The sequence below is a fragment of the Bradyrhizobium sp. P3_C3 genome (assembly GCF_056402655.1).
In genome coordinates, this window is the sequence record NZ_JBFUGY010000009.1 from 30,546 (window position 1) to 54,428 (window position 23,883).

The 23,883-nt window shown below is 61.8% G+C and carries 22 protein-coding genes; 14 read left to right on the forward strand and 8 right to left on the reverse strand.

Annotated features, from left to right (window positions below; genetic code table 11):
* The first annotated feature begins 213 nt into the window (after window positions 1-213).
* Together AC1DW2_RS12485 and AC1DW2_RS12490 are read left to right on the forward strand one after the other, a co-directional pair.
* Window positions 214-2,364, forward strand: coding sequence for a type I secretion system permease/ATPase (locus AC1DW2_RS12485; RefSeq protein ID WP_477006266.1), 2,151 nt, complete (start codon window positions 214-216; stop codon window positions 2,362-2,364).
* Window positions 2,351-3,778 (forward strand): HlyD family type I secretion periplasmic adaptor subunit, encoded by a 1,428-nt coding sequence (locus AC1DW2_RS12490; RefSeq protein WP_477006166.1) that lies wholly within the window; start codon window positions 2,351-2,353, stop codon window positions 3,776-3,778. Before AC1DW2_RS12485 ends, AC1DW2_RS12490 begins: the two co-directional genes overlap by 14 nt.
* 251 nt (window positions 3,779-4,029) lie before the next feature.
* On the opposite strand, the gene AC1DW2_RS12495 is transcribed toward AC1DW2_RS12490, so the two are convergent.
* The 3 genes from AC1DW2_RS12495 to AC1DW2_RS12505 are packed head-to-tail and all read right to left on the reverse strand — an operon-like array spanning window position 4,030 to window position 6,085.
* Window positions 4,030-4,791, reverse strand: coding sequence for a LuxR C-terminal-related transcriptional regulator (locus AC1DW2_RS12495; protein WP_477006167.1), 762 nt, complete (start codon window positions 4,789-4,791; stop codon window positions 4,030-4,032).
* Window positions 4,792-4,835: 44 nt separating this feature from the next.
* Window positions 4,836-5,870: a class I adenylate-forming enzyme family protein gene (locus AC1DW2_RS12500; RefSeq protein ID WP_477006168.1), complete on the reverse strand. Its 1,035-nt coding sequence runs from the start codon at window positions 5,868-5,870 to the stop codon at window positions 4,836-4,838.
* Window positions 5,867-6,085, reverse strand: coding sequence for a hypothetical protein (locus tag AC1DW2_RS12505; protein WP_477006169.1), 219 nt, complete (start codon window positions 6,083-6,085; stop codon window positions 5,867-5,869). The genes AC1DW2_RS12500 and AC1DW2_RS12505 overlap by 4 nt, the downstream gene beginning before the upstream one ends.
* A 6-nt stretch (window positions 6,086-6,091) precedes the next feature.
* Between AC1DW2_RS12505 and AC1DW2_RS12510 the strand changes: the two genes are divergently transcribed.
* Complete coding sequence (locus AC1DW2_RS12510) at window positions 6,092-6,436, forward strand: hypothetical protein (RefSeq protein WP_477006170.1); 345 nt, start codon at window positions 6,092-6,094, stop codon at window positions 6,434-6,436.
* A 32-nt stretch (window positions 6,437-6,468) separates the two neighbouring features.
* Here the strand turns inward: AC1DW2_RS12510 and AC1DW2_RS12515 are convergent, their stop codons facing one another.
* Entirely contained in the window at window positions 6,469-7,275 is an 807-nt protein-coding gene (locus AC1DW2_RS12515) for a LuxR C-terminal-related transcriptional regulator (protein WP_477006171.1), read from the reverse strand.
* Window positions 7,276-7,857: 582 nt separating this feature from the next.
* Here AC1DW2_RS12515 and AC1DW2_RS12520 point away from each other — a divergent pair.
* Window positions 7,858-8,550 (forward strand): LuxR C-terminal-related transcriptional regulator, encoded by a 693-nt coding sequence (locus AC1DW2_RS12520; protein ID WP_075019340.1) that lies wholly within the window; start codon window positions 7,858-7,860, stop codon window positions 8,548-8,550.
* A gap of 115 nt (window positions 8,551-8,665) precedes the next feature.
* Here AC1DW2_RS12520 and AC1DW2_RS12525 read toward each other — a convergent pair whose 3' ends face one another.
* Window positions 8,666-8,902, reverse strand: a complete 237-nt coding sequence (locus AC1DW2_RS12525; protein ID WP_028147263.1) for a DUF6894 family protein — start codon at window positions 8,900-8,902, stop codon at window positions 8,666-8,668.
* Window positions 8,903-9,274: 372 nt separating this feature from the next.
* Window positions 9,275-10,282, reverse strand: coding sequence for an NAD-dependent epimerase/dehydratase family protein (locus tag AC1DW2_RS12530; protein WP_477006172.1), 1,008 nt, complete (start codon window positions 10,280-10,282; stop codon window positions 9,275-9,277).
* 380 nt (window positions 10,283-10,662) lie between these two features.
* On the opposite strand from AC1DW2_RS12530, the gene AC1DW2_RS12535 reads away from it, so the two are divergent.
* From AC1DW2_RS12535 to AC1DW2_RS12550, 4 genes are all read left to right on the forward strand, one after another.
* On the forward strand, window positions 10,663-10,908 hold the full coding sequence (locus AC1DW2_RS12535) for an aldo/keto reductase (RefSeq protein WP_477006267.1): 246 nt from the start codon (window positions 10,663-10,665) through the stop codon (window positions 10,906-10,908).
* A complete protein-coding gene (locus AC1DW2_RS12540; protein ID WP_477006173.1) occupies window positions 10,895-11,641 on the forward strand; it encodes an aldo/keto reductase in 747 nt (248 codons plus the stop codon). The genes AC1DW2_RS12535 and AC1DW2_RS12540 overlap by 14 nt, the downstream gene beginning before the upstream one ends.
* Before the next feature lie 288 nt (window positions 11,642-11,929).
* The gene (gene glmS / locus AC1DW2_RS12545; protein WP_477006174.1) at window positions 11,930-13,753 is read left to right on the forward strand and encodes a glutamine--fructose-6-phosphate transaminase (isomerizing); all 1,824 of its coding nucleotides are present in this window, start codon (window positions 11,930-11,932) and stop codon (window positions 13,751-13,753) included.
* 513 nt (window positions 13,754-14,266) lie between these two features.
* On the forward strand, window positions 14,267-14,467 hold the full coding sequence (locus AC1DW2_RS12550; protein WP_063984312.1) for a hypothetical protein: 201 nt from the start codon (window positions 14,267-14,269) through the stop codon (window positions 14,465-14,467).
* A gap of 120 nt (window positions 14,468-14,587) precedes the next feature.
* On the opposite strand, the gene AC1DW2_RS12555 is transcribed toward AC1DW2_RS12550, so the two are convergent.
* A complete protein-coding gene (locus AC1DW2_RS12555) occupies window positions 14,588-14,986 on the reverse strand; it encodes a hypothetical protein (RefSeq protein WP_477006175.1) in 399 nt (132 codons plus the stop codon).
* A 291-nt stretch (window positions 14,987-15,277) separates the two neighbouring features.
* Window positions 15,278-15,526 (reverse strand): hypothetical protein, encoded by a 249-nt coding sequence (locus tag AC1DW2_RS12560; RefSeq protein ID WP_071915339.1) that lies wholly within the window; start codon window positions 15,524-15,526, stop codon window positions 15,278-15,280.
* A 232-nt stretch (window positions 15,527-15,758) separates the two neighbouring features.
* On the opposite strand from AC1DW2_RS12560, the gene AC1DW2_RS12565 reads away from it, so the two are divergent.
* The 6 genes from AC1DW2_RS12565 (at window position 15,759) to AC1DW2_RS12590 (ending at window position 23,882) form a co-directional block, all read left to right on the forward strand.
* Window positions 15,759-15,938, forward strand: coding sequence for a hypothetical protein (locus AC1DW2_RS12565; RefSeq protein ID WP_166351845.1), 180 nt, complete (start codon window positions 15,759-15,761; stop codon window positions 15,936-15,938).
* A gap of 77 nt (window positions 15,939-16,015) precedes the next feature.
* Window positions 16,016-16,696, forward strand: a complete 681-nt coding sequence (locus tag AC1DW2_RS12570) for a response regulator transcription factor (protein ID WP_477006176.1) — start codon at window positions 16,016-16,018, stop codon at window positions 16,694-16,696.
* A 59-nt stretch (window positions 16,697-16,755) separates the two neighbouring features.
* A complete protein-coding gene (locus tag AC1DW2_RS12575) occupies window positions 16,756-18,177 on the forward strand; it encodes a sensor histidine kinase (protein ID WP_477006177.1) in 1,422 nt (473 codons plus the stop codon).
* Window positions 18,178-18,371: 194 nt separating this feature from the next.
* Complete coding sequence (gene rpoH, locus AC1DW2_RS12580) at window positions 18,372-19,292, forward strand: RNA polymerase sigma factor RpoH (RefSeq protein ID WP_477006178.1); 921 nt, start codon at window positions 18,372-18,374, stop codon at window positions 19,290-19,292.
* A 139-nt stretch (window positions 19,293-19,431) separates the two neighbouring features.
* Window positions 19,432-22,614 carry an efflux RND transporter permease subunit gene (locus tag AC1DW2_RS12585; protein ID WP_477006179.1) on the forward strand — a complete coding sequence of 1,061 codons (3,183 nt, stop codon included), beginning with the start codon at window positions 19,432-19,434 and terminating at the stop codon, window positions 22,612-22,614.
* Window positions 22,611-23,882: an efflux RND transporter periplasmic adaptor subunit gene (locus AC1DW2_RS12590; RefSeq protein WP_063984307.1), complete on the forward strand. Its 1,272-nt coding sequence runs from the start codon at window positions 22,611-22,613 to the stop codon at window positions 23,880-23,882. The genes AC1DW2_RS12585 and AC1DW2_RS12590 overlap by 4 nt, the downstream gene beginning before the upstream one ends.
* Window position 23,883 lies beyond the last annotated feature (1 nt).

Here is a 23,883-nt window from a genome sequence, read left to right on the forward strand (position 1 = left end):
CAAGCGTTTGCCGGCTTGGCTGTCCACGCGCGTGAGCTGGCGGGACGTACCAGGGACGCGCTGATGCGCGCCCGCGAGCTTCATACGTTTGTCACGGCGGTCAACGGGCGTGAGCTGGCGAGGCATGCCGGCGATGCGCTGATGCGCGCCCGCAACGTCTTGATGCGCGCCCGCGACGTTTTGATGCCTGCGAGTTTCGCCGATCGTAGTGATATGCCGGTCGAGGCAGCGTTCGCGCAATCCGAGAGCCACGATGAGGCCGGGCTCGTTGCCGTGGCCATCTTGCTGCGTTGCCATGGCATTGCGGCCGACCCGGGCCAGATCCGGCACCGGATCGGCACGGCGCGCGTCGGCGTTGTCGAAATTTTGCGCTGTGCCAAGGATTTCGGGGTCAAGGCGCGGGCACAGAGGACGAGCTGGAGCCGGCTTGCGGTGACTCCGCTGCCGGGCATCGCTCTGCTGCGCGATGGCGGATTCCTGATTCTCGGCAAGTTCGTCGACGACACGCTCCTCGTTCAGCGTCCGTTGTCGCCCCGACCCGAAACGATGACGCAGGCCGAACTCGAGGCCATCTGGGATGGCGACATCATCCTGATGACCCGGCGCGCGGCCCTGACGGATCTGTCCCGGCGCTTCGATATCGGCTGGTTTGTCGGCGCAGTTCACAAATATCGCCGCCTTCTCGGCGAAGTTCTGGTCGCCTCGTTCTTCCTCCAGATCTTTGCCCTCATATCACCGCTGTTCTTCCAGGTGGTGATCGACAAGGTGCTCGTGCATCGAAGCATGAGCACGCTCGACGTTCTGGTCATCGGCCTTATCGCGCTGACCGTGTTCGAGACTGTTCTTGACACGCTGCGTGTCTATCTGTTCGCGCACACGACGAACCGCATCGACGTCGAGCTCGGCGCCCGGCTGTTCCGTCACTTGATGGCGTTGCCGATCGCCTATTTCCAGGCACGCCGTGTCGGCGACTCGGTTGCGCGAGTCCGCGAGCTCGAAAACATCCGCCAGTTCCTGACGAGCTCGGCGCTCACGCTCGTGATCGATTTCCTGTTCACCTTCGTCTTCCTTGCGGTGATGTTCTATTATTCGACGACGTTGACGCTGATCGTCATGGCGTCGTTCCCGTTCTACATCGGCATTTCCGCGGGAGCCGCGCCGCTGTTTCGCCGACGCCTCGACGAAAAATTCAATCGTGGCTCCGAGAACCAAGCCTTCCTGGTCGAGAGCGTGACTGGCGTCGAGACGTTGAAGGCGATGGCGGTCGAGCCGCAGATACAGCTCCGCTGGGAGGAGCAGCTCGCCGCCTATGTGAGCGCTAGCTTCCGCGTGCTCAGCCTGAACAACACGGCGAGCCAGGCGGTCCAGATGATCAACAAGCTGGTCGTGGCCGCGACGCTTTACTTCGGCGCGAGGCTGGTAATTGGCGGCGACCTGTCCGTCGGCGAACTGGTCGCGTTCAACATGCTGGCCGCCCGCGTGAGCATGCCGGTGCTGCGGCTCGCGCAGATGTGGCAGGATTTCCATCAGGCCCGCCTGTCGATCGATCGCCTCGGCGACATCCTCAACACCATTCCCGAGCCGAGCTTCAATCCCGGCCGGGCTGCCCTGCCGCCGATCCGCGGGCAGGTCACGTTCGAGCATGCGACCTTCCGCTACCGAATCGACGGCCCCGAGGTGCTGCACGACGTGTCGTTCAACGTCGAGCCCGGTCAGGTCGTCGGCATCGTGGGCTCCTCCGGCTCGGGCAAGAGCACCATCACCAAGCTGGTCCAGCGTCTCTATGTGCCGGAAAGCGGCCGCGTGCTGGTCGACGGCGTCGACCTCGCGATGGTCGATCTGGCCTGGCTTCGACGCCAGATCGGCGTCGTCCTGCAGGAGAACGTGCTGTTCAACCGCTCCATTCGCGAGAACATCGCGCTAACCGACCCGGCCGTGCCGATGGAGCGCGTGATCGACGCTGCCACGCTCGCCGGCGCTCACGACTTCATCCTGGAGCTGCCCGAGGGCTACGACACCGTCGTCGGCGAACGCGGCAGCAGCTTGTCCGGCGGGCAACGCCAGCGCGTTGCGATCGCGCGCGCACTCATTACCGACCCGCGCATCCTCATCCTCGACGAGGCAACCAGCGCGCTCGACTACGAAAGCGAGCGCGCGATCCAGGCGAACATGAGGCGAATTGCCGCCGGCCGGACAGTGTTCGTCATCGCGCATCGGCTCTCGACCGTGCGCAATGCGAACCGGATCATCACGCTCGAGCATGGCCGCATCGTCGAGGACGGCAGCCATGATGAGCTGATCCGTTCGAACGGGCGTTACGCAAACCTTCATTATCTGCAGGCCGGTATCCATGACGTCCGCTAGCCGAAACATCATCGCATTTCCGCGAACCGAGGTTCGTCGCCGCGAGCAGGAAATTGCGTTCTTGCCGGCGGCGCTCGAGATCACGGAATCGCCGCCGTCGCCGGTCGGACGCGCGATCGCGGCGAGCATCATCGCGGTGTTCTGCATCGCGCTGGTATGGGCGGCATTCGGTACCGTCGATATCGTCGCGACCGCTACCGGCAAGATCGTGCCGGGCGGACGCACCAAGCTGATCCAGCCGTTCGAGACCGGCGTTGTGCGCGCCATCCACGTGCGCGATGGGCAGAGCGTCAAGTCCGGCGATGTCCTGATCGAACTCGACCCGACCATGACGGAAGCCGATCAGGAGCGCCAGAAGAGCGATCTCGTTGCGGCCGAGCTCGACGTCGCGCGGCTGCGGGCTGCGCTCGCGCAGGACCCGCTCGCCGCATTCCGGCCGCCGCGAAGCGCAAGCGCCGCAGACGTCGAGATGCATCGTCAGTTCCTGATCAGCCAGCGCGCCGAGCAGAATGCCAAGCTCGCCGAAATTGAGCGCCAGCAAGGCCAGAAGGAGGCGGAGCGGGCGACGACGTCGGCAAGCGTCGCGAAGCTCGAGGCGACGATCCCGGTGCTGCAGGAGCGCGTCGACATCCGCAAAGGTCTCGTCGAAAAGGCCTTGGCTTCGAAGGTCGTCTATCTCCAGGAGTATCAGGAACTCGTCGGGCTGCAGCAGGATCTTCTCCTCCAGAAGAGCCGGCTGCGAGAAGCCGACGCGGCCATCGCCTTGCTGAGGGAAACGAAGGACAAGACCGCTGCGGAGTATCGGCGCGCAACGTATGACATGCTGGCGAAAGCCGAGCAGAAGGCTGCGAGCGCCCAGCAGGAGGTGATCAAGGCCGAGCGGCGCACCAAACTCCAGCATCTGACCGCGCCGGTCGATGGTGTCGTGCAACAGCTCGCCGTCCATACGGTGGGAGGTGTGGTGACGCCGGCTCAGGCGCTCGCGGTGGTCGTTCCAAGCGAGAGCCAGCTCGAGATCGAGGCCATGCTCTCCAACCGCGACATCGGCTTCGTCCATCCCGGACAGGAGGCGGAAATCAAGATCGATACCTTCAACTTCACGCGCTACGGGCTTCTCCGTGGCGACGTGCTCAGCGTGTCGTCGGACGCCATCACGCGCGACCGGCCACAGGGCGGCTCGAATGACCGGACGGCGGGCTCGGCCCAGAGCAGCAGTGAGCCGAAGGGCCAGGAGCTGGAATATGCCGCGCGCATATCGCTCGACCGGTCGCACATGCAGGTCGAGGACAAGCTCGTCAAGCTGGGTCCCGGCATGGCCGTGACGGTCGAGATCAAGACCGGCGCACGCAGGATCCTCAGCTACCTGCTCTCGCCGTTGGCGAGATACAAGCAGGAGGCGCTGCGGGAGCGATAGCGAGCCGGCTCCCGTAGCCGGCGTGCTCGGGCGTCGGCAACCGACCGAGGAGAGTGTCCAGCGATCTCGGTCGCTGTTCGCTCAAGAGCAGCAGGGAACGAGAGTGTCTTGGCTTTACTCCGCGACGGGACCGTTCGCGACTGCAGTCGTCTCCGGGTCCCCGCATCTACTTGTAGAGCCGTACGGCCGCGCTAGCCCCTCGAACTACGCCTTTGCTGAGTAGGCCGTCGATAGGGGGTACCGCGACGTGACTAGCGTGGGGAACCAAATGGAGCCTGCTCCTGGAGCAGCTTCATTTCGGAGATCACCTCGAGAGTCTTCGCGATCCCTCTGCCTGCATCGATGGTTGAGGGGCCGCGACCGACCGCCGCTCGTACCTGCGACCCATGGTTCATTCCCCAGATCGCCGCTTGTGTCCGGTTCTGGACCCGGACCTTGCGCAGGATCGCCCTGACGTGAACCTTCACGGTGGCCTCGGCGATATTGATCTTTCTGGCAATGCACTTGTTGGAATCGCCTTCGATAAGGCAGGATAAAATTGCCTTTTCTCGAGGAGAGAGCTGCGGCACGATCGCGTCCTCCGCGACGGCGAGGATGGCTTGCTCGCATTCACTGGGCTCCGCTGTTTCGCGTTCGCGATTGGCGGCAAGGGCGAATGACAGGAATGCAGGTGGAAAGACGGTCTCGCCCATTGTCACGAGCTCGACTGACTTGATGAAAGCGTCGCATGAATTGACGTTGACAAAGTAGCCGTTGGCACCTGCACGAAATGCCGAGGCAAGGTCGACCGGCCGATAATGGTCCGACAGGATCGCGATGCGCGCATCTGGATAACGATCTTTCACAAATCCGATTTGCGCTATGGTCTGATTGAAGCCGTCGCCCGTATGGACGATAAGGAACATCAATTTCTCTGCTTGAAGTGAGTGCGGCAATTCCTCGGGGCTCGACGCCGAGACCGGGATGTGAAAATTCGCCGCATGCAGGATTTTCGCAATGTCTTCTCTAATCAAAACGTTCTTTCCAATAAGAACGGCCTCGCAAGACCGCCGCCTCCTCATTTTACCCTCCAGCCTACTACGCAATGACACAACAGCGATGGGTTGAACTGAATATAGTTCCCCGATTCGGTAAGACCGTACATGGAGTAGATGCGTGCGCCGGGGAAGGTGTTTCTCAGCTCCACCAGGTGCCGGACCGGCAGGGCGGCACCGGTGCTCGTCACGTAGCGAATGCTGGATAAATCGCAACTCTTCAACGACTCAAGCTGCAGCAGAGTCGAGAACATCGTCGGCACGCCCGGAAAAGCCGTCACTCTCTCTTCTGCGATACGCCGAAGCGTCTCAGCGGGGAAAGCAAACGAGCGCTCGAGAACAAGGCGTGCTCCGGCGCGTACGGCCATGATCATCTGATACAGGCCGTAGTCGAAGGCGAGCTGCAGGGCGTTGAGGATCACCTCATCGTCACGGACGTCCAGATACGACGAAACCGACGTACACGCCGTCATCATGTTCCGGTGCGTCAGCATCACCCCTTTGGGCTCGCCGGTCGAACCGGAGGTGTAGACAATGGCGGCGAGATCGATATCGATGCAGCGGCGCGCGGGGGCTGTGTCGTGCTCGGTGGCCGTTACAGTGCTCCATCGCACGGCATGCGGCAGTGTGTTCAAATCCGCGTCGTCGATTGGGCCGGGCACGATCACGCGGCGCAAGGACGGGCAATGTCGTGCAGGTTCGCGGAACGTCGCATAGAGGCGCGTTTGCGTAATGAGCGCAGTCGGCTGGCAGTCGTTGAGGAGATAACCGAGCTTGTCGGGCTTCGTGAGGGGATTGATGAGGCGTACGATCGCGTTGGCCTTGAGGACGGCCCAGAAACTGACGGCTGCCTCGACGGTGTTGTCGGCAAAGATCATCACACGATCGTCGCGCTCGACGCCAGCCTCGACCAGTTGGTGCGCGACCGCGTTCGACCACACCTCGAGCTGGTCGTAGGTGACCCGATGACCGTCGCAGACGAGCGTGACCTCCGCGCCGTTTTGATGAGCCGAGTTGATCAGATAATCGTGCAGGAGCAGCGCAGGATGGTTGATCATGCGTAAACTCCCGGTACGTCCTGGTAGTCGACGTCCACGCTGAGCTCGAGACGGTGCGGTGTCTCCGCCCGGTCCACGATGAACTGCTGGAACAGGAGCTGAGTGGACAAGACGCCGACGAGCGCCATGTTGTCGAAATTGGACAGGTCGCCATCGCCGGCGTGCGCATCAGGTGGGGAGTGGACCAGCTGTTCTTCGTCGACCTCGCCTGTCATGGCGACATGGTGGCGATCGACGACGGCCTGATCTTCTACGATATGACGGACCACGCGAACATTACCGCTTCCAAATCGTTCTCTCAGATCAATGAGGAGACCCTTGATCTCAAGAATCTGACTTGGAGCCTGGTCGAGGACAAGCAAGGGCTTCCTGATCCCGAAACGGTCGTGCGTGCATTGCGGGTTGCAAGATTGCGCGGAAGATTTCGCCACCAGTCCTGGGGGGCGACGATCCGGGACGCGCTCCAGATCCTGCGCCCCTCGGTTATCAAGGCAGCCAATATGGCGATCCGGGCGCCGGCGCGGTTAGCTGGGCGGCGCGTATGGGCGCCGCCCAGCATTTGTTGAGGGCTTGATGGGCGTCAGGCCGATCGGCCAGGCTAGTCCGGCTCTGCGGCGCCGATTACGTGACGTCCGCGGTCGCTTGACACAAGGCTGAACGTAGGTTCCCGATCGATTGACAACGGCAGTGCGTGACCATTCGAGACCCGCACCAGTGATCCGTTGTTCATGCCCCAAATTGCGGCCTGCGTCCTGTTCTGGACCCGTATCTTGCGCAGGATCGCCTTGACGTGAACCTTCACGGTCGCCTCGGCAATATCGATCTTTCGCGCGATGCACTTGTTGGAATTGCCCTCGATCAGATAGGAGAGAATCGCCCGCTCCCGCGGTGACAGATGAGGCGCTATCCGTTCTTCAGCCGCAACGAGGAGATTTGATCGCTCTTCGATCGCTGGCTGAAGTTGAGGCTCGCGATCGAGACCGCTATCGAGCACGAATGACAGGAAGGCCGGTGGAAACACCGTCCCGCCCATCGTCACGAGCTCGATAGACTTGATGAAAGCGTCGCATGAATTTACGTCGACGAAATAGCCGCTGGCGCCGGCCTTGTAGGCCGCGATCAGCTCATCCCGCCGGTAGTGGTCCGAAACGATCGCGACGCGTGCATCCGGATAGTGCTCTCTTACAAATCCGATGTGCTTCATGGCTGCATCGAATTCGCCGGTGCTGTGGATAATAACAAATAGGAGCTGCTGATGTGCCTGGAGTGTGCTTGTAACTTCATCGGTGCTCGAGGCCGACACCGCAATTTGAAAATCTGCCGCATGCAGTATTTGTGAAATTCCCTCTCGCAGCAAAATATTTCGTCCGATCAAAACAACTTTGTAGGACTGCCGCCTCCTCATCTTACCCTCCGCAACCAACGCAATGACACAACTTGAATGAAAAACACGTAGGAAAAGGAACAAAGCGTCACATAGCCCGTTTTTTCCGATTTACAGAAGCCGGGCGCCGTTTAGTTAATAATTGCTGAAGGTTAGATTCGATCTTTCGATTTTGCCTATATACCTTTGGTTATAGGCCGATGGGTCCCCAAGCTGTTGGTGAACGGCCGTCAGAGATTGACTTGGGGGCGAAAGAGAATACTGATTCAACCTTTGAATGTTCGCCGTGAGCGGGTGAATCCGTTCGCGAAAGCCTTGCTCCATCGCGATGCTTTCGAACTTGCCAAGTGGCAAGACCGCTCTCCAGCGGTTGTGAGCCGTGACCACCGGGTTCATACGGCCCTTTGATCCGGCGAACTTGATGTATATTGCGATCACAGACTCGTGCGGTTATTTGCCTCATAGGTCCGCTACGCCAAATGATACTTTAGGGAATTGCTCGAAGTTTATTTGTTGGTGATCAATTGGTGTTGGAGCGGCAAGGGCGGGGGCCTGTAGCTTCAATCGCGGGAATTTTGGGGGCGGCAGGTTAGGGAGCGCCCGATGCGTCGTGCGACTGTAGTGATTGCAGACCGACACCCAATGGTTTTGCAGGGTCTCGCAAGTGTTCTCGGTTCAGAATCCGATTTTGAGGTCGTTGCATCCTGCGGCGATGCTGCGAGTTGCATCCAGGCAATTTTGACGCTTGCGCCCGACATAGCGATCATGGATGCGGCAATGCCGGAGCTGACCGCGCTGATGAACAATTCGCTCAGCCATTCGGACAGCCGACCAACGCGGTTTGTGTTCTTCGCGCCCAGCGAGGACTATGATCTTGTGTTGGCGGGCGCCCCCGCCGGGTACAGTGTCCTTCTCAAGGAGATGACAGGCCAAGCCGTGGTGCAAGGCTTGCGAGACATTGCCAACGGCCAGACCGTTGTTCCGTTATCACCCACCGATCAGGCCGCGCCTCGCGAGCAGAGTCCAAATCCGGAAAGTGCGCTCGCGGTGCTCACCGAGCGCGAGCGGCAGATCATGCGCCTGGTCTCTCGTGGCCTGTCCAACAAGGAAATCGGCCGCCGGCTCAACATTGCGGATGGCACCATCAAGGTTCACCTCCACAACATTTTTCAGAAGCTTGAAATCGGCAATCGCACTGCGCTTGCTGCCCTCGCCATCTCGCAGGATGACCGCGCCAATTCGGCGCAGGACAAACCGGCGCATGCTGGATCGGATCCGGTGCCCGGGGAGCGCTAAGACATCATATCGCACTGTTTGCAGTGCGATATGCGGGCATTTCGCCGAAGCCCAGCCGAGCGACTATTGCACCTTCAGATTGCGCAAGCGCCGGCAGAACTGCGTTTTCGGTCTCTTATCCCTCGATGGAGAACTGAAGAACGAACAGCGACCTGCCGCCAAGCTCGGGGCTGTCGCTGACTTCCACCTGCCAGGAAATGTAATGCAGGAGTGGGTCCATCACGTCGTGCTTGAGGATCTCGCCGCTCAGTTCGATCGCAGTAGTCCGTGCCGCGGAAATGTCGGGGAGATCAAGTCCGACATCGTCGAGCACTGAATGACCATCGTGGATATGAAAGAAATACCGCGGCATGGATGTCTCCGGACAACGCGAACATTCCGATGACTGCAGCGAGCCCCCCGCATCACGGTCGAGATTTCGCATCGCAGGGGCGCGCATAGCAAGCGGCTATTCTAGGAGGGCTCAATCATCATTGATGGGTACCCCGACGTTGATCTCTATGATCACGAATTCAGAATGAACAATTGCTTCTCGAGGACTACGATGATGTTGCGTCGACGGAGCCCACTTCGGCGCAGCGTTGCGGCCCCGGCCCTGCGAATCCCCAATGCCCCCGCCGGGGCCGCGCTCTTTTCGCAAGTCCCGCCTGGTCGTCCATCGCAACCGATACGCCGATCGCTCGGGAGCGGACGGTTTGACCCTTGGGGAGATGATCTCGAAAAATCATATCCGGTAGTAGTCGCGATACCAGCGGACGAAATTGGATATGCCGGTTTCGATAGGGGTGGAGGGCGAAAACCCGGTATCGCGCATGAGATCGCCAACGTCGGCAAACGTTTCCGGAACATCCCCAGGCTGCATTGGCAGCATTTCCTTCGCCGTGGTTCGTCCCAGCTCTTTCTCGATCAATTCGAGGACGTGCATCAGCGCTTCCGGGCGGTTATTGCCTACATTGTAGAGCTTGGCCGGTGCGCCCGCCGCATCGGCGTTGTCCTCCGGAGCGCGCTCGATCAGCCGCGAGATGACGCGAGTGACGTCGTCGACATAGGTGAAGTCGCGCCGCATCCGGCCATGGTTGAAGAGCTTGATCGGCTTGCCTTTGACGATCGCGTCGGCGAACAGGAATATCGCCATGTCGGGCCGGCCCCACGGGCCGTAGATCGTAAAGAACCGTAAGCCGGTGACCGGGAGCCGGTACAGGTGGCTGTAAGAATGGGCCATCAGCTCGTTGGCTTTCTTCGTCGCGGCATAGAAGCTGACGGGGTGGTCGGTTTTATGCCGGGTCGAAAATGGCAATTCGGCATTGGCGCCGTACACGGACGATGATGATGCGTAGATCAAATGACCACAGGCGTTATGCCTGCAGCCTTCGAGGACGTTGAGGAACCCCTCAAGATTGGCGTCGACATAAGCGTGCGGCTGATCGATCGAATGCCGGACGCCGGCCTGAGCGGCTAAATGGACCACTCTCGCAAAATGATGTTTTGCGAACAACTCGGCCATCGTCGACCGATGTCCGAGATCGATCTCCACGAAGGAGAAACGCGGATCGCGGCGAAGAATGTCGAGACGCGCACGCTTGAGGGCGGRATCGTAGTAGCTGTTGATGTTGTCCAATCCGACGACCCGGCGCCCGTCATGGAGCAGTCGACGGGCAACATGAAAACCGATGAAGYCAGCAGCTCCGGCCACCAGAACGTCGTCGGCAACTTGCTCTGAGCGAGATGACATTCGCTGTCCAAGTTAGATGAAGTCGAACGGCGAAGAGGGCGCCATCGATCGCAGAAAGTTAACTCTCAATCGGACCGCATCTCGATTGCGCAAATGAGCACACCTGACGATGGCGGCGGAGCCGAGCTGCCAGCAGCCGCTCGAACGGATTACTCCGTGCATCCCCGCCACTGTCTCAAATTCCAGGGGCGTAGCGTATGTAATGTCCGAGCGAACCCCGTCATCATCCATTTGCATGAAGATGAAGCCAGGCAAACCTGCAGAGTTGTTTCAGCGGCGGGCTTGCCCGACGTGGCCGTCGGCTTGGAGTACGCGCTGTCGAACGATCGACGTCGGTGACTTGAGCGCAAACGGCGTGGTCAGGGGTGCTTGCGATGAAGATGGTCCGTGTTGATGCTCTCGGCGCGAATGTATCGAGCATCGGTTTCGGCTGCGCGTCGCTCGGGGGGCGCGTTGGGGCTCGCAGGGGGATCGAGGGGCTCGAGCGCGCATACGACGCCGGAATAACCTGGTACGACGTGGCGCCTTCGTATGGCGATGGGATGGCCGAGTCTATTTTGGGCCAGTTCGTATCCAGGAAGCGCGGCAGCGTCCATCTGCACAAAGGTCGGGATGCGCCCGCGTGATACCTCCGCCGTTAAGCGGATCCTGAAGCCGATCGCGCGCGCCGCTCTTGCGGTGTTTCCCGGGATCCAACCGCGCCTCTCCGCAATGAAGTCGAAGCCCTTCAAAGTGCCACTATCGGCCGAGCTGATCAGGACGAGCATCGAGGACAGCTTGAGGCGACTTCGCACGGATTATGTAGATGTGCTTGCTCTCCACCGTCCCACCCGCGAAGAGGTCGTTCGCGAAGACATCATTCGAGCGGTCGAGCGCATCGTTCAGGACGGGAAAGCCCGCGCAATTTCGATTGCGGGCAATAACGAGGGCGGAATTGACGACCTCCATGAATCGCTACCATACCGGCTGATACAGATCGCGAATAATCCGCTCGAGCCGAATCTTCAGAGATCGACGGAGATTGCGCGGCGCAGGACGTTTGTCACGTATGGATCATTCTCGAGCGTCGATCCGATTGTCGCAAGGCTTGGATCGGAGAAAGAAATACTGAACGGCCTTTACGAGATGGGATACCGGGGCGACCTCACCGAGATCGCCGCTGCCTTCGTCGTGGATTACGCGCTGGCAACGAACTCTACAGGAGTCTCACTGTTTTCGATGTTTCGGAAAGAGCATCTCGCGTTCAATCTGCGCCGGTCAGCGCAAATCCCGGCGCTTCATCAGCTCAATCGCATCGTCGCCGAGCTCGCGAACGGGCCGCGACAAACCGAACGAATGGTCATGCGTGCGTCGGTGTAGCGATCAAGTGCGGAGCTTATGGGCATGAGGTCTACTCCGTCATCATCATACAATCGGCGGCTGCGCGTGCTAGAATTCGCGTCCCACGATACTACTCGCCAATGTTGTCGACGATGTTCGACAGGCGCGCGGGCGGCCGGGAGGCGGCTAGCTTGAGCGTCTCGCCGAAGCATGCGCAGCAGGGCAGGCCAAAGGTGAGGGGGCCAGGCCGATGCCGTCGCGTTAGGAGATTGCCCGCAATCGTGGTTGCGCTTGGTGGGCCCGTTAGTAGTTGCTCGGAGAGAGGCCATGTGCGGAATTGTTGGTGTCGTCGGGCGGGGCCCAGCCTCTGCTCTTCTTTTGGATGCGCTGAAGCGGCTTGAATATCGCGGATATGACTCGGCCGGTATTGCTACTCTCGAGGACGGTTCGCTGACGCGACGTCGTGCGGTCGGAAAGCTCGTGAACCTCAAGAGTCGGCTCGACTCGGAGCCGCTTGCCGGGCGGATCGGAATTGGTCACACCCGCTGGGCAACGCACGGCCGTCCCGATGAGACGAATGCGCATCCTCACATGGTTGATGGTGTGGCGATCGTGCACAATGGGATCATCGAAAACCATCGAGAGTTGCGCAATGATCTCAAAGCGGCCGGTGCACATTTTGCGACCGAAACCGACTCCGAAGTGGTAGCGCATCTCGTTAGCCGCGAGCGGAAGAACGGATACGAGCCGGTCGCAGCGGTGCGTAAGGTGCTCCCGCGCTTGAGCGGAACGTTCGCGCTCGCCTTCCTGTTCGAGGGGCACGACAATCTCCTGATCGGTGCCCGAAAGGGCTCGCCGCTTGCTGTCGGCTACGGTTGCGGCGAAATGTTCCTGGGGTCGGATGCGATGGCGCTCGCGCCTCTGACGGACATTGTCGCCTACCTTGAGGACGGCGACCTCGCCGTCGTGACCAGGGAGCAGATCGAGTTTATCGACGTGAACGGCGCGCGCCTGCGCCGTACGTCGGCCAAAATCGCCGGTGCCGCCGTGATTGTTCACAAGGGCGAGCATCGCCACTTCATGGCGAAGGAGATTCACGAACAGCCGAAGGTGGTTGGGCAGACGCTTGCGCAATATATCGCGCGCGACGGGACAATCAGGTTGCCGGCGGGCGTGGATGTGGACTTCGGGACAGTCGATCGCGTGTCGATTGTCGCTTGCGGGACTTCCTTCTACGCCGGTCTGATTGCGAAGTACTGGTTCGAGCGCTACGCCAAGCTCCCGGTCGAGATCGATGTTGCATCGGAGTTCCGCTATCGCGACGTCCCGTTCGGCGCGGGCAATCTGGCGATTTTCGTGTCGCAATCCGGCGAAACGGCCGATACGCTCGCCTCGTTGGAGTTCGCCAAGACCCACGGCCAGCGCGTTCTCGCTGTCGTCAACGTGCAAACCTCGACGATGGCTCGTTCGAGCCACATCGTAATGCCCACATTGGCCGGTCCGGAAATAGGGGTCGCATCGACAAAGGCGTTCACCTGTCAGCTGGCAATCTTGCTCTGCATTGCAATCGGTGCCGGTCGCAGTCGCGGTGTGCTCTCGGCCGAAGACGAGCGCTCACTCGTCCGGGCCCTTGCCGAGATTCCAGACTATATGGCCCGCGCGCTCGAACTGGAGCCGAAAGTCCATGAGCTCGCGCGTGAGATCGCCAGGGCCAGAGACGCTCTGTTCATAGGCCGGGGCACCAATTATCCGCTGGCATTGGAGGGAGCCCTCAAGCTCAAGGAGGTCACTTACATTCACGCAGAGGGCTATGCGGCCGGTGAGCTCAAACATGGACCGATCGCGCTGATCGACAAGGGCCTGCCGGTCATCGTCATTGCGCCGTACGACGCGACGTTCGAAAAGACCATGTCGAACATGCAGGAGGTGATCGCCCGTGGGGGCCGCATCATCCTCTTGACCGACGAGAGAGGTGCTTCACTCGCCGCGTCCAGTGGTTGCTCGGTCCTGGCCTTACCGGATATGCCCCCGATCGTGGCGCCACTGGCTCTCGCGGTGCCGCTGCAGCTCCTTGCCTATCACAGTGCCGCGATTATGGGGACCGACGTGGACCAGCCGCGAAATCTCGCGAAGTCCGTGACCGTCGAATAGTCGGTCCGGTCGCGCCACTTCCGCTTCAGAAAGAGGTGCTGTCGAAAGCAGGATGCTGGTCTGACAGACCGGGACGCTCCGAAATGGGTGCCTCTTTCGACCAATCCGCGTTCTCGGCGGCTCGGGGTAAAATCTGGTGGCCTTCGGGCTCAGGTTAAGCACCGACGTCCGTAGGGCAGGCGGCCCCGCTATATTGTAACCGCGTTGGCGGGGCCGCTGCTGCCAAGAAACGAGCTAGGACTTAGGGGGCCGCTTCCATCCGGCGAAGCGAGTGGGGTTTCCCGGGGCGGTGCGGTTCGGACTTGAGATACGCAACTCCTCAGAACCAGCCGCCTTGCGCGCGCTCCGCAGCCGGATCCTCGCAGACTCTTCGGCATCAGGCGGCAAGGGCAGCCCGTTCAGGGAGTAGTCCTTTCGGGTTATTGGAAGACCGTTCCGCTTCGAGATAGCTTCAGGCAAGCCCGTCCGGTCGACGAGCTCGTTTGGCATGCTACGTGCGCTTCGCGAGGGATCATGTCGGTTTTGACGGGAACGGCCGGCGCGGACATTCGACGTGGTGATATGATTAAGGTGATCAAAGGGAGGCTGTTCCCGGCGCTCCTTTACGAGCAACATGAGGGCGGCGCCGCCGAAGATATTCCCGAGGGCGCCCGTGCCTATTGCCTCAAAGACAAAGTCTGGCGAACGATGCCTCCGGGCTTCCGCCCCTCCTAGAGCTTGCTGGCAAACCAGCATCGCAAAATGGCCGAGCCAGGCTCGGCCAAGTCGTGAGCGGGCCGGGACCGCAACCTCCGCGGTAGGTCTGGACCGACGGCGGAGCGCCGTGTGTGCAGACTAGCTGCAGCTCAGCGGCAACGGCTGGTCGGGGTGCAGCTCGTACCAATCGTAGCAATCTGGATAGGCGTCGTAGAATCCGTATCCGGGTCGATCGCGACCAAAGCGGTGGAACGCATGTTGGCGCAGGCCGATGCCGCCGTTGCCGGCATGACCGCCGAATCCGAGATGTTCGCCGCCAAAGCCTCCATCACGCGCCATGCCGCCGAAATGCGCGCCGCCGCCGCCGAAGCCCATATGTCCGCCGCCAAAGCCACCACCGCCAAAACTGGCGTGGCCGCCGCCGCCAAAGCCACCACCGTGGCCGCCGCCGCCGCCACCGCCGTGCGCCTCGGCCGCTCCGATGGCCAGGGTCGAGGCAAGCGCCGCCGTTGCCAAAATCATGATTGCTCGTTTCATGGGACACTCCTTTCGTGTCGATCTGCCTGGTCATCCATGCAGTCCGCTTCCGCGTCGTGCCGTCGCCAAAAGCTCCTGATGACAAGGCTCGTGATGAAAGGAGAGGTAGGAGCGATGCGCGGCAATCCCACTAAATTCGACTTCAGGAACGAGGCGCACCGGTAGGGAAGTTGACCCTGCCGCGGGGGCCGCGGCTCACAGAAGGGGGCGGGCTGAACGTTCCAGCCCGCCCCCTTCGTTCGATGAGGAGCGGCCGACCGAGGCGCCCGGCCGGCCAGGGAAATGCCGTGATCAGAAGCTGCCCGTGCCGGGCTCGCAAGGCACGTTGTTGCCGGTCCACGGCGCCGTCGCGAAAGCGCCGACGCGCGGCGCAGGAACGCAGACGCGGCCTCCCTGCTGATAGAAGGGCGCATCCGGTGCGGCCGTATCGGTTGTCATCGCGGGCTGTCGCATGACGGAATGGTGCTCGCGCGCCATGACAGGTCCCCCGAGCACGGCGGCTGCAATCAATCCCGTCGACAAGAGTTTGAGAGTGGTCATTTCGGCTTCTCCTTTGATGACATCAGGCCGACCAAGCGGCTCACCATCAACGTATGGACGGCCGGGCGTTGTCCAAATGCACGAATTGCTCACCGGATTTCAACGGCCTGTGACCCGGCGCGGCGCTGCAAGCACGATCGTGCGAATGCGCAACATCCGTTGCCTTGAGAGTAACGGGGAGCGCATCGCAGGCATATGTTCATGAAAGCGCAGTTCAGAATGGAGGCGGAAGATGATCACGACGACAGCGAGACGTATGGCCATCGCGCTGGCCCTGTTGGCGACGGGCACGGCGCGCTTCCTGAATCGGTATTTAGTGGTGCCCCATGCTCCGCAGGACTATCTCGTCAGACAACGAGTGGCCTATGGCAGGCTGGCGCGGCGCCGCGCGTTCAGAGCGGGCGGGCATTGAACATGACGCTCCGGACCGCCGAGCCCGTGCTCCTCCGCCGCAGGCCGAAACGCCTCGCAGAACGTGGGAGCAGGATCATGACGCGGATTCTTCTGATCGAAGATGATGCCGAAACCGCCGAGGTGATCGTCGCCGAACTCGCCGATCGCGGTTTTGACGTCCAATGGGCCCCTGACGGCGTCGACGGTCTCGATCGGGCGCGCGCGGCGTGTCCGGATGCCATGATCGTCGATCGCATGCTGCCCGGAATGGACGGGCTGACCGTCATCGAGGCCCTGCGCAAGGATCGGGTCGGGACACCGGTGCTGGTTCTGAGTGCGCTCGGCGCCGTGGACGATCGGGTGCGCGGATTGCGCATGGGGGGAGACGACTATCTCACCAAGCCGTTTGCAATCATCGAGCTCGTCGCACGGATAGAGGCATTGCTGCGCCGTCCGATGGACAGCCGCGAGACCACGTTGCATGTCGGGCCGCTGGAGCTCGACCTGATCGAGCGGACCGCGCGACGGGACGAGCGAGAGATCGACCTGTTGCCGCGCGAGTTCCGCCTGCTCGAATACATGATGCGCCGGAGCGATCAGTTGCTCACGCGCGCGATGCTGCTCGAAGAGGTCTGGAACTACAAGTTCGTTCCGGCAACGACGAATCTGATCGACGTGCATATGGGCCGGCTGCGCCACAAGGTCGATGGTCCCGGCGATACGCAGCTCATCCACAATGTTCGCGGCTCCGGCTTCATTCTGCGTTCGCGCGTATAGAGGCGCGAAACCCAGGGGGGCGCGGAGCACATCTCGGACGAATATCGAGTGCCGGTTCGATGCGCCAAATTCAGTTCATCCGTTCGAACACGTTCCTCTGGGCCCTGGCGGTGGCGGCCGCATTTGCGCTGTTCGTGGTCGGGCTGTTCGCGTTCACCTATTGGAAGCTCGATGACTATCTGATCGCGCGATCCGACCGCATGATCATGACCCGGATCAATTTCATTGCCGATTTGCCGTCGGCGCGCCGCATCGGAGCGATCTCCGATCATCTCGAGCAGGATTCCAGAGGCGTGCAGTACGCGGGACTTTTCAATGGTGCCGGCACCCGGCTTGCCGGCAACATCGACAGCTTGCCGCGCGCACTCGATCTCGGCGGAGCGGCGCAGGGTGTGCGGCTCGACCTCATTGAGAAATCGGCGGTCCACGGACCGGTCATCAGGGTCGTGGGCAGGCGTCTCGAGAACGGCGATGTCCTGGTGATGGGACGGAATGTCGATGAGACGCGCGAAATCTCGAGTGTCGTGGGGCAGGCGCTCGCGCTTGGCCTGCTGCCGGCGTTCTGCCTCTGTCTGCTGGCCGGAGCGTGGCTGAGTGTTCGCGCCCAGAGACGCGTGGAGGAGGTGAACCAGCGGGTACAGCGGATCGTGGCCGGGGAGTTGCGCGAGCGGCTTCCGGAGGACAATTCCGACGATCCGTTCGCGCGACTGGCCAGGATCGTCAACGGCATGCTCGCCGAGATGGAGACCATGATCAACGCGCTTGCCGGTGTCGGCAACGATATCGCCCATGATCTCAGGACGCCGCTCACGCGCGCACGCCTGGCGCTGGAGCGCGGCCGAACGCATGCGACCACTTTGGAGCAGCTCCAGGAGGTCACGGACAAGGCAATGGCCGGAATCGATCAGTCGCTCGCGATCGTCACCGCCTTGCTGCGCCTCACTGAGATCGAGAACAGCCGCCGCACCGCCGGTTTCGGTAACGTTGCGCTCGACGAGATCCTGCGCGAGGTGTGCGACGTCTATGAGCCCATCGCCGAAGACAAGGGCATCGGGCTTGGCGTCGTCATCGATCGCAATGTGCAGGTGTGGGGCGATCGGGACCTGTTGTTCGAAGCGATGGCCAATCTCGTGGACAATGCCGTCAAGTTCACGCCGCCCGGCGGCCAGGTGAGGCTCGAGCTGGTGTCGGAAGACGACACGGCGCTCGTGCGCGTAAGTGACACCGGAGCCGGCATCAGCACGCAGGAGCGCGAAGCGGTGCTGCGGCGATTCTATCGTTCCGACAAGATGCGCAATACGCCGGGGGTTGGGCTGGGACTGAGCCTGGTGGCTGCCATCGTCAAGCTGCATGGCTTTCGATTGATCATCGGTCCGGCTCCCGGCGGGCGGATCGAGATCCTTGCCTGGACCGGGAGGGCGAGCAAAGCCGCCGCATGCCGGTCCCGGACCCCAACTCTCGCAGCCGTCAATCAGATGTGATGCCCCTCATGATGCGTGATGTTCTCGATGCCATGACATGCCGAGTGACATGCCGAATGTCTGAAGGCGAATTCAGGTTTGTTACGCTCAATTCAGTGGCCTCCACCTTCGGAGGCTTCCTAGAGTCCGCTCGCCGGTTTCGTATGTGGGAGTGACAGATGCAGATCCGCCCCGAAGGCGTGAGGAATAGTGCCATGGCTGTCGCGGCCGGAGCCCCATCGTCCTCCTTCCTCAGCGCCTATTCCGCGGCCATCAAGCGCTATGAACTGCTTGAGCCCGGTCACGAGCAGCAGCTTGCACGCCGCTGGCGCGAGACGCGGGACCGTGGTGCCGTGAACGCGCTCGTCACGAGCCATCTCCGGCTCGCAGCCAAGGTGGCGCGCGGCTACAAGGGGTACGGTCTGCCCTTGGCCGATGTGATTGCGGAGGCAAATCTCGGCCTCGTCATCGCGGCGTCACGCTTCGAACCCGGCCGCGGTGCGCGGTTCTCCACCTATGCGGTTTGGTGGATCAAGGCCTCGGTTCACGAATACATCCTGCGCTCCTGGTCTCTGGTCAGGATCGGCACGACGGCAGCGCAGAAGAAGCTGTTCTTCAAGCTCCGTAGCGAGATGAGGAAAGCCGCGGGCGGCGCGATGGCGGCGCTCACGCCCGATGTCGCCGAGACGATCGCGGAAAGGCTCGACGTCACGGCGCGTGAGGTGATCGAGATGGATTCCCGCCTGAACGGTGACATGTCGCTGAACGCGCGCGTTGGCGACGACGAGCAAGGAACCGAATGGGAAGCGTTGCTGGTCGATCAGGCGATCGACGCGGAGACGGTGCTCGCCGATCATGAGCAGACGGAGCGCCGTACCAACGCCTTGCGCGTTGCGCTGGGCATGCTCACGGCGCGCGAGCGTCATATTCTGGAGGCAAGGCGGCTGGCGGAATGCCCGGTTACGCTGGACCAACTCGGCTTCGAGCTTTCGATCTCCAGCGAGCGGGTTCGGCAGATCGAGATCCGCGCCTTTGCCAAGGTCAGGCGAGCCGCAATTCTTGCCGCGCAGGATGCGGCACGCAAGCGCGCCGACGGCGCCTCGGGCTCACGGTCGCGGGAGCTCACCGCTCCATGAGCGATCGAGAAGCGGTGATGCCGGTACGAATGATGTCTGTCCTGCCGCGGAGCATCTGAATTCGTTTTCATTTGAACGGATGCTCTCCCGTCCTCATCTGTTCAATGATCCCGCGCAACTTGCTTCAGGCAGAACCACCATGGGAATTGTTCGCTTCGCGCTACGGTTTCCGCACACGTTCTATGTGCTTGCGGCGCTGATCCTGTTTCTCGGCGGCATCGCGATCTGGTCGATGCCGACGGACATTTTTCCGGAGATCCGCATTCCCGTCGTCACGGTGGTGTGGAGCTACACCGGCCTGTCGACGCCCGAGATGGAGCAGCGCGTCAGCACCTACAGCCAGTATTCGATCAGCGCCAATGTCAGCGGCATCAAGAACATCGAGGCGCAAACTCTCAACGGTCTGTCGGTTCAGAAGATCTACTTCCAGCCGGACGTGAATCTCGACCTCGCAATCTCGCAGATCGTCTCGGCAACCAACGCCATCCGCGCCCTGATGCCGCCGGGCATTCAGCCGCCGATCATCGTACAGTTCAATGCATCGAGCGTGCCGGTGCTGCAGCTCAGCCTCGAGTCCAATAGTCTGAACGAGCAGCAACTATACGACTTCGGCATCTACCGTATCCGGCAGCAATTGGCGCCTGTTCCGGGCGTGACGCTGCCCACGCCTGCCGGCGGCAAGTACCGCCAGATCATGGTCGACATCGATCCGAACAAGCTCCTGTCGCGCGGATTGACGCCGCTCGACATCGTCAATGCGGTGAACACCCAAAATCTGACGCTGCCCACCGGGACGACGAAAATCGGCGACACCCAGTACACCGTTCGAACCAATGCCACGCCGGCCTCGATCAAGGATCTCAACATGATCCCGGTCAAGTTCGTGAACGGGGCCACGATCTTCCTGAAGGACGTGGCCCAGGTCCGGGACGGCTCCCAGGTCCAGCAGAACATCGTGCGCGAGGACGGTCATCGCGCCGTCCTGCTCAGCGTGATCAAGAACGGAAATGCCTCGACGCTCGCCGTCGTCAACGGGGTGAAGAAGGCCTTGAGTTCGATTCGCGCGTCGGCTCCTGCAGGGCTGAAGATCAACGAGCTGTTCGACCAGTCGGTCTTCGTCACCCATTCGGTCGATGGCGTGCTGCGCGAGGGCGCGATCGCGGCGGGCCTCACGGCGCTGATGATCCTGCTGTTTCTGGGATCGTGGCGATCGACGCTGGTCGTCTTGATCTCGATCCCGCTGGCGATGCTGTCTTCGCTGGTCGTGCTGTATTGTCTCGGCGAGACCTTGAACACGATGACGCTCGGTGGGCTTGCACTCGCGGTCGGCATCCTGGTCGACGATTCCACGGTGACGATCGAGAACACGCACCGGCTCTGGACCGAGGAAGGCATGCCGTTGCCCGATGCGACGCTGCACGGGGCGGCTGAAATCGCGGTGCCGACGCTCGTCTCCACGCTCGCAATCAGTTGTGTGTTCACCTCGGTCGTCTTTCTGGAAGGGCCGGCCAAATACCTCTTCACCCCGCTGGGCCTGGCGGTGGTGTTCGCGATGCTGGCGTCGTATGCATTGTCGCGAACGCTGACGCCGATCACCATCGGCCTGCTGCTGAAAGGCGAACGGCGCCATGGCGAGGGCGGAAGCCCCTCGGGCATCTTCGGCCGCGCCTCGGCGATGTTCGAGCGCGGATTCGAACGCCTGCGCAACGGCTATTCCGATTTGCTGTTGACGTTGCTTCGGCGTCGCGTCGTCGTGCCGGTCGTCGCGGTGCTGGTGCTGGCGCTCGGGGCCACCATGTTCGTCTATGTCGGCAGGGACTTCTATCCCCTGATCGACGGCGGCCAGATCCAGCTCCACGTTCGCGCGCCCGCGGGCACCCGCATCGAGAAGACGGAAGCGATCTTCCAGGCGGTCGAAGACAAGATCCGCCAAGTGATTCCGGAGCGGGACCGGGCGCTGATCGTCGACAATATCGGGCTTCCGGCGCGTCCCTACAATCTCGCATTCACCGACGGCTCGACGATCGGTGTGAACGACGGTACCATTCTCGTGTCGCTCAAGGACGGACACAAGCCGACCGCGGACTACGTCAGGAAACTGCGCCAGGTGCTGCCGGCGGCGTTCCCGGAGGACACGTTCTATTTCCAGGCGGCCGACATCGTGACGCAGATCCTGAACTTCGGTCTTCCGGCACAGATCGATGTCCGCACGGTTGGCTACGGCGCCAACAATCTGGCCGTGGCCAAGGAGCTGCAGAAGAGCCTCGCGGCGATCCCCGGTGTCGTCGATGCGCATCTGCAGCAGGAAGTCGATGCTCCGGCGTTCTATGCCGACATCGACCGCACGCGGGCCGCCCAGCTCGGGCTCAACGCCAGCACGGTGGCGACCAATATCAATGTCAGCCTCAGTTCGTCGGCTCAGGTCTCGCCGAACTTCTGGACCGATCCGACGTCGGGCATCCCGTATTATCTGGCCGTGCAGACACCCGAATACAGGGCCAATTCGCTGAACGCACTGGGAAACACGCCGGTGTCGGCCTCGCTTGCCGCGAGCGGGCAGACGGTGCCCGGCCTCCTCAGCAATGTCGCGACGTTCAAGCGGGGGAGTGTCCCCACCAATTCGAACCAGGCCAACGTCCAGCCGGTGTTTGACGTCTATGCGAGCGTCCAGGGTCGCGATCTCGGCGGCGTCGCGGCCGATATCAACAAGGTCACGTCCACACTCCAGAAACAGCTCCAGCCGGGTAATTCGATCCAGGTCCTGGGACAGATCCAGAGCATGAATCAGTCGTTCCGCAATCTCGGAATCGGCCTGCTGTTTGCCGCCATCCTGGTCTACCTGCTGATGGTCGTGAACTACCAGAACTTCGGCGATCCCTTCGTCGTCATCATGGCGCTGCCGGCGACCTTGTGCGGCATCTTGACGATGCTGTTCATCACCGGAACGACACTGAACGTGCCTTCGCTGATGGGGGCGATCATGGCGGTCGGCGTTGCCTCCGCGAATTCGATCTTGCTCGTGACGTTCGCGCGTGATGAGCAATTGAAGGGACATTCCGCGTTCCAGGCGGCGCTGAGCGCGGGCCGCACCAGGATCCGGCCGGTCCTGATGACTGCTGCCGCGATGATCGTGGGCATGATCCCGATGGCGCTCGGAGGTCCGGGCGAGGAGCAGAACGCCGCGCTCGCGCGCGCGGTGATCGGCGGACTTCTGTTCGCGACCCCGACGACTTTGCTGATCGTGCCGTACCTCTTTGCCATGCTGCGCAAAGGTAACGATGGCAAGCCTCACCACGGCGTATTCGAGGAGCAACCGGAATGAGCGACGTTCGTGTGCGGACCAATGACGACGAGGCGAGGGACCCGCCCGATGCGGAGAGCCGCCGCATCGTCGAGCTCCCCGGCAAGGCCGCGCCATCCGGACGCCGTTACGGCGGCGCGCTGCTCGGAGGAGGGATGCTTCTGCTGCTCGCGGGCGGTCTCGGCATTGGCGGCTGGCGGCACTATCAGGCGGCGCGTGAGGTCGCTGCAGTGGCGGAGCAGGTGAGAACCGCCATTCCGGAAGTGCGGGTGGCGGTGGTCCGGCCCAGCGGCGACCTGATGAAGGTTACCTTGCCGGCGACGACGACCGCGTTCGAGGCAGCCAATATCTTCGCGCGGACCAGTGGCTATATCGAAAAGCGCTATGTGGATATCGGCGATCGGGTCAAGAAAGGCGATCTTCTCGCGGCAATCACCGCTCCGGAGCTCGACCAGCAGATCGCCCAGGCCCAGGCGACGCTGGCGCAAAACCAGGCCGCCTTGCAGCAGGCGCAAGCGAGCCGGGAGCTTGCCGACGTCACCAATGCGCGCGACAGCAATCTGGTCAAGCAAGGCTGGCTGACGGCACAGCAGGGGGACAACGATCGTCTCACCCTGCGTGCACAGCAGGCGGCCGTGGGTGTCGCCCAGTCGAACATCACGGCGCAGGAGGCCCAGATTCGAGTCCTTCAGCAGGAGAAAGCCTACCAGCGCGTGGTGGCGCCGTTCGACGGCGTGATCACACAGCGCAACGTGGACAATGGCAGCCTGGTGCAGGCCGGGTCGACCTTCATGTTCACGCTGATGCATTCCAATGTGATCCGAACCCAGGTTTTCGTGCCGCAGGACGAGGCCTTCGGAGTTGGACCGGGCGTCGACGCGGATATTCGCGTCCCCGAGATTCCGGGGCGGACGTTTCCGGGGAAAGTCACGCGCATCGCAAGCGCATTGCAGCCGGGAAGCCGAACTCTGCTGACCGAGATCGACGTGCCCAATCCGGACGGTGCCTTAAGTCCCGGTATCTACTGCACGGTCGAGCTGTCGATCCCGCGCAAGACGCCGTCGATGACCGTCTCGTCCGATGCGCTCGTCTTCGATCAGAACGGTCTTCATGTCGCGGTCGTGCGGAATGGCACCGTTCATCTGCAGCACGTCTCGATCGCGCGGGACTTGGGCACCACAATTGAAGTGCGCGAGGGCCTACAGCCCGGCGACCAGGTCGTGCTCAATCCGGCGGTGAACCTGGCGGAGGGCAGCAAGGTCACCATTCGCAAGGTCGAGGTCAGTTAGG

What these genes read in the sequence shown, in the direction of transcription:
- AC1DW2_RS12485 (WP_477006266.1), top strand. Translation starts at nt 214, where the DNA reads ATGCCGGTCGAGGCAGCGTTCGCGCAATCCGAGAGCCACGATGAGGCC.
- AC1DW2_RS12490 (WP_477006166.1), top strand. Translation starts at nt 2,351, where the DNA reads ATGACGTCCGCTAGCCGAAACATCATCGCATTTCCGCGAACCGAGGTT.
- AC1DW2_RS12500 (WP_477006168.1), bottom strand. Translation starts at nt 5,870, where the DNA reads ATGATCAACCATCCTGCGCTGCTCCTGCACGATTATCTGATCAACTCG.
- AC1DW2_RS12505 (WP_477006169.1), bottom strand. Translation starts at nt 6,085, where the DNA reads ATGACAGGCGAGGTCGACGAAGAACAGCTGGTCCACTCCCCACCTGAT.
- AC1DW2_RS12510 (WP_477006170.1), top strand. Translation starts at nt 6,092, where the DNA reads ATGGTGGCGATCGACGACGGCCTGATCTTCTACGATATGACGGACCAC.
- AC1DW2_RS12515 (WP_477006171.1), bottom strand. Translation starts at nt 7,275, where the DNA reads ATGAGGAGGCGGCAGTCCTACAAAGTTGTTTTGATCGGACGAAATATT.
- AC1DW2_RS12520 (WP_075019340.1), top strand. Translation starts at nt 7,858, where the DNA reads ATGCGTCGTGCGACTGTAGTGATTGCAGACCGACACCCAATGGTTTTG.
- AC1DW2_RS12525 (WP_028147263.1), bottom strand. Translation starts at nt 8,902, where the DNA reads ATGCCGCGGTATTTCTTTCATATCCACGATGGTCATTCAGTGCTCGAC.
- AC1DW2_RS12535 (WP_477006267.1), top strand. Translation starts at nt 10,663, where the DNA reads ATGGTCCGTGTTGATGCTCTCGGCGCGAATGTATCGAGCATCGGTTTC.
- AC1DW2_RS12540 (WP_477006173.1), top strand. Translation starts at nt 10,895, where the DNA reads ATGCGCCCGCGTGATACCTCCGCCGTTAAGCGGATCCTGAAGCCGATC.
- glmS (WP_477006174.1), top strand. Translation starts at nt 11,930, where the DNA reads ATGTGCGGAATTGTTGGTGTCGTCGGGCGGGGCCCAGCCTCTGCTCTT.
- AC1DW2_RS12550 (WP_063984312.1), top strand. Translation starts at nt 14,267, where the DNA reads ATGTCGGTTTTGACGGGAACGGCCGGCGCGGACATTCGACGTGGTGAT.
- AC1DW2_RS12555 (WP_477006175.1), bottom strand. Translation starts at nt 14,986, where the DNA reads ATGAAACGAGCAATCATGATTTTGGCAACGGCGGCGCTTGCCTCGACC.
- AC1DW2_RS12560 (WP_071915339.1), bottom strand. Translation starts at nt 15,526, where the DNA reads ATGACCACTCTCAAACTCTTGTCGACGGGATTGATTGCAGCCGCCGTG.
- AC1DW2_RS12565 (WP_166351845.1), top strand. Translation starts at nt 15,759, where the DNA reads ATGATCACGACGACAGCGAGACGTATGGCCATCGCGCTGGCCCTGTTG.
- AC1DW2_RS12570 (WP_477006176.1), top strand. Translation starts at nt 16,016, where the DNA reads ATGACGCGGATTCTTCTGATCGAAGATGATGCCGAAACCGCCGAGGTG.
- AC1DW2_RS12575 (WP_477006177.1), top strand. Translation starts at nt 16,756, where the DNA reads ATGCGCCAAATTCAGTTCATCCGTTCGAACACGTTCCTCTGGGCCCTG.
- rpoH (WP_477006178.1), top strand. Translation starts at nt 18,372, where the DNA reads ATGGCTGTCGCGGCCGGAGCCCCATCGTCCTCCTTCCTCAGCGCCTAT.
- AC1DW2_RS12585 (WP_477006179.1), top strand. Translation starts at nt 19,432, where the DNA reads ATGGGAATTGTTCGCTTCGCGCTACGGTTTCCGCACACGTTCTATGTG.
- AC1DW2_RS12590 (WP_063984307.1), top strand. Translation starts at nt 22,611, where the DNA reads ATGAGCGACGTTCGTGTGCGGACCAATGACGACGAGGCGAGGGACCCG.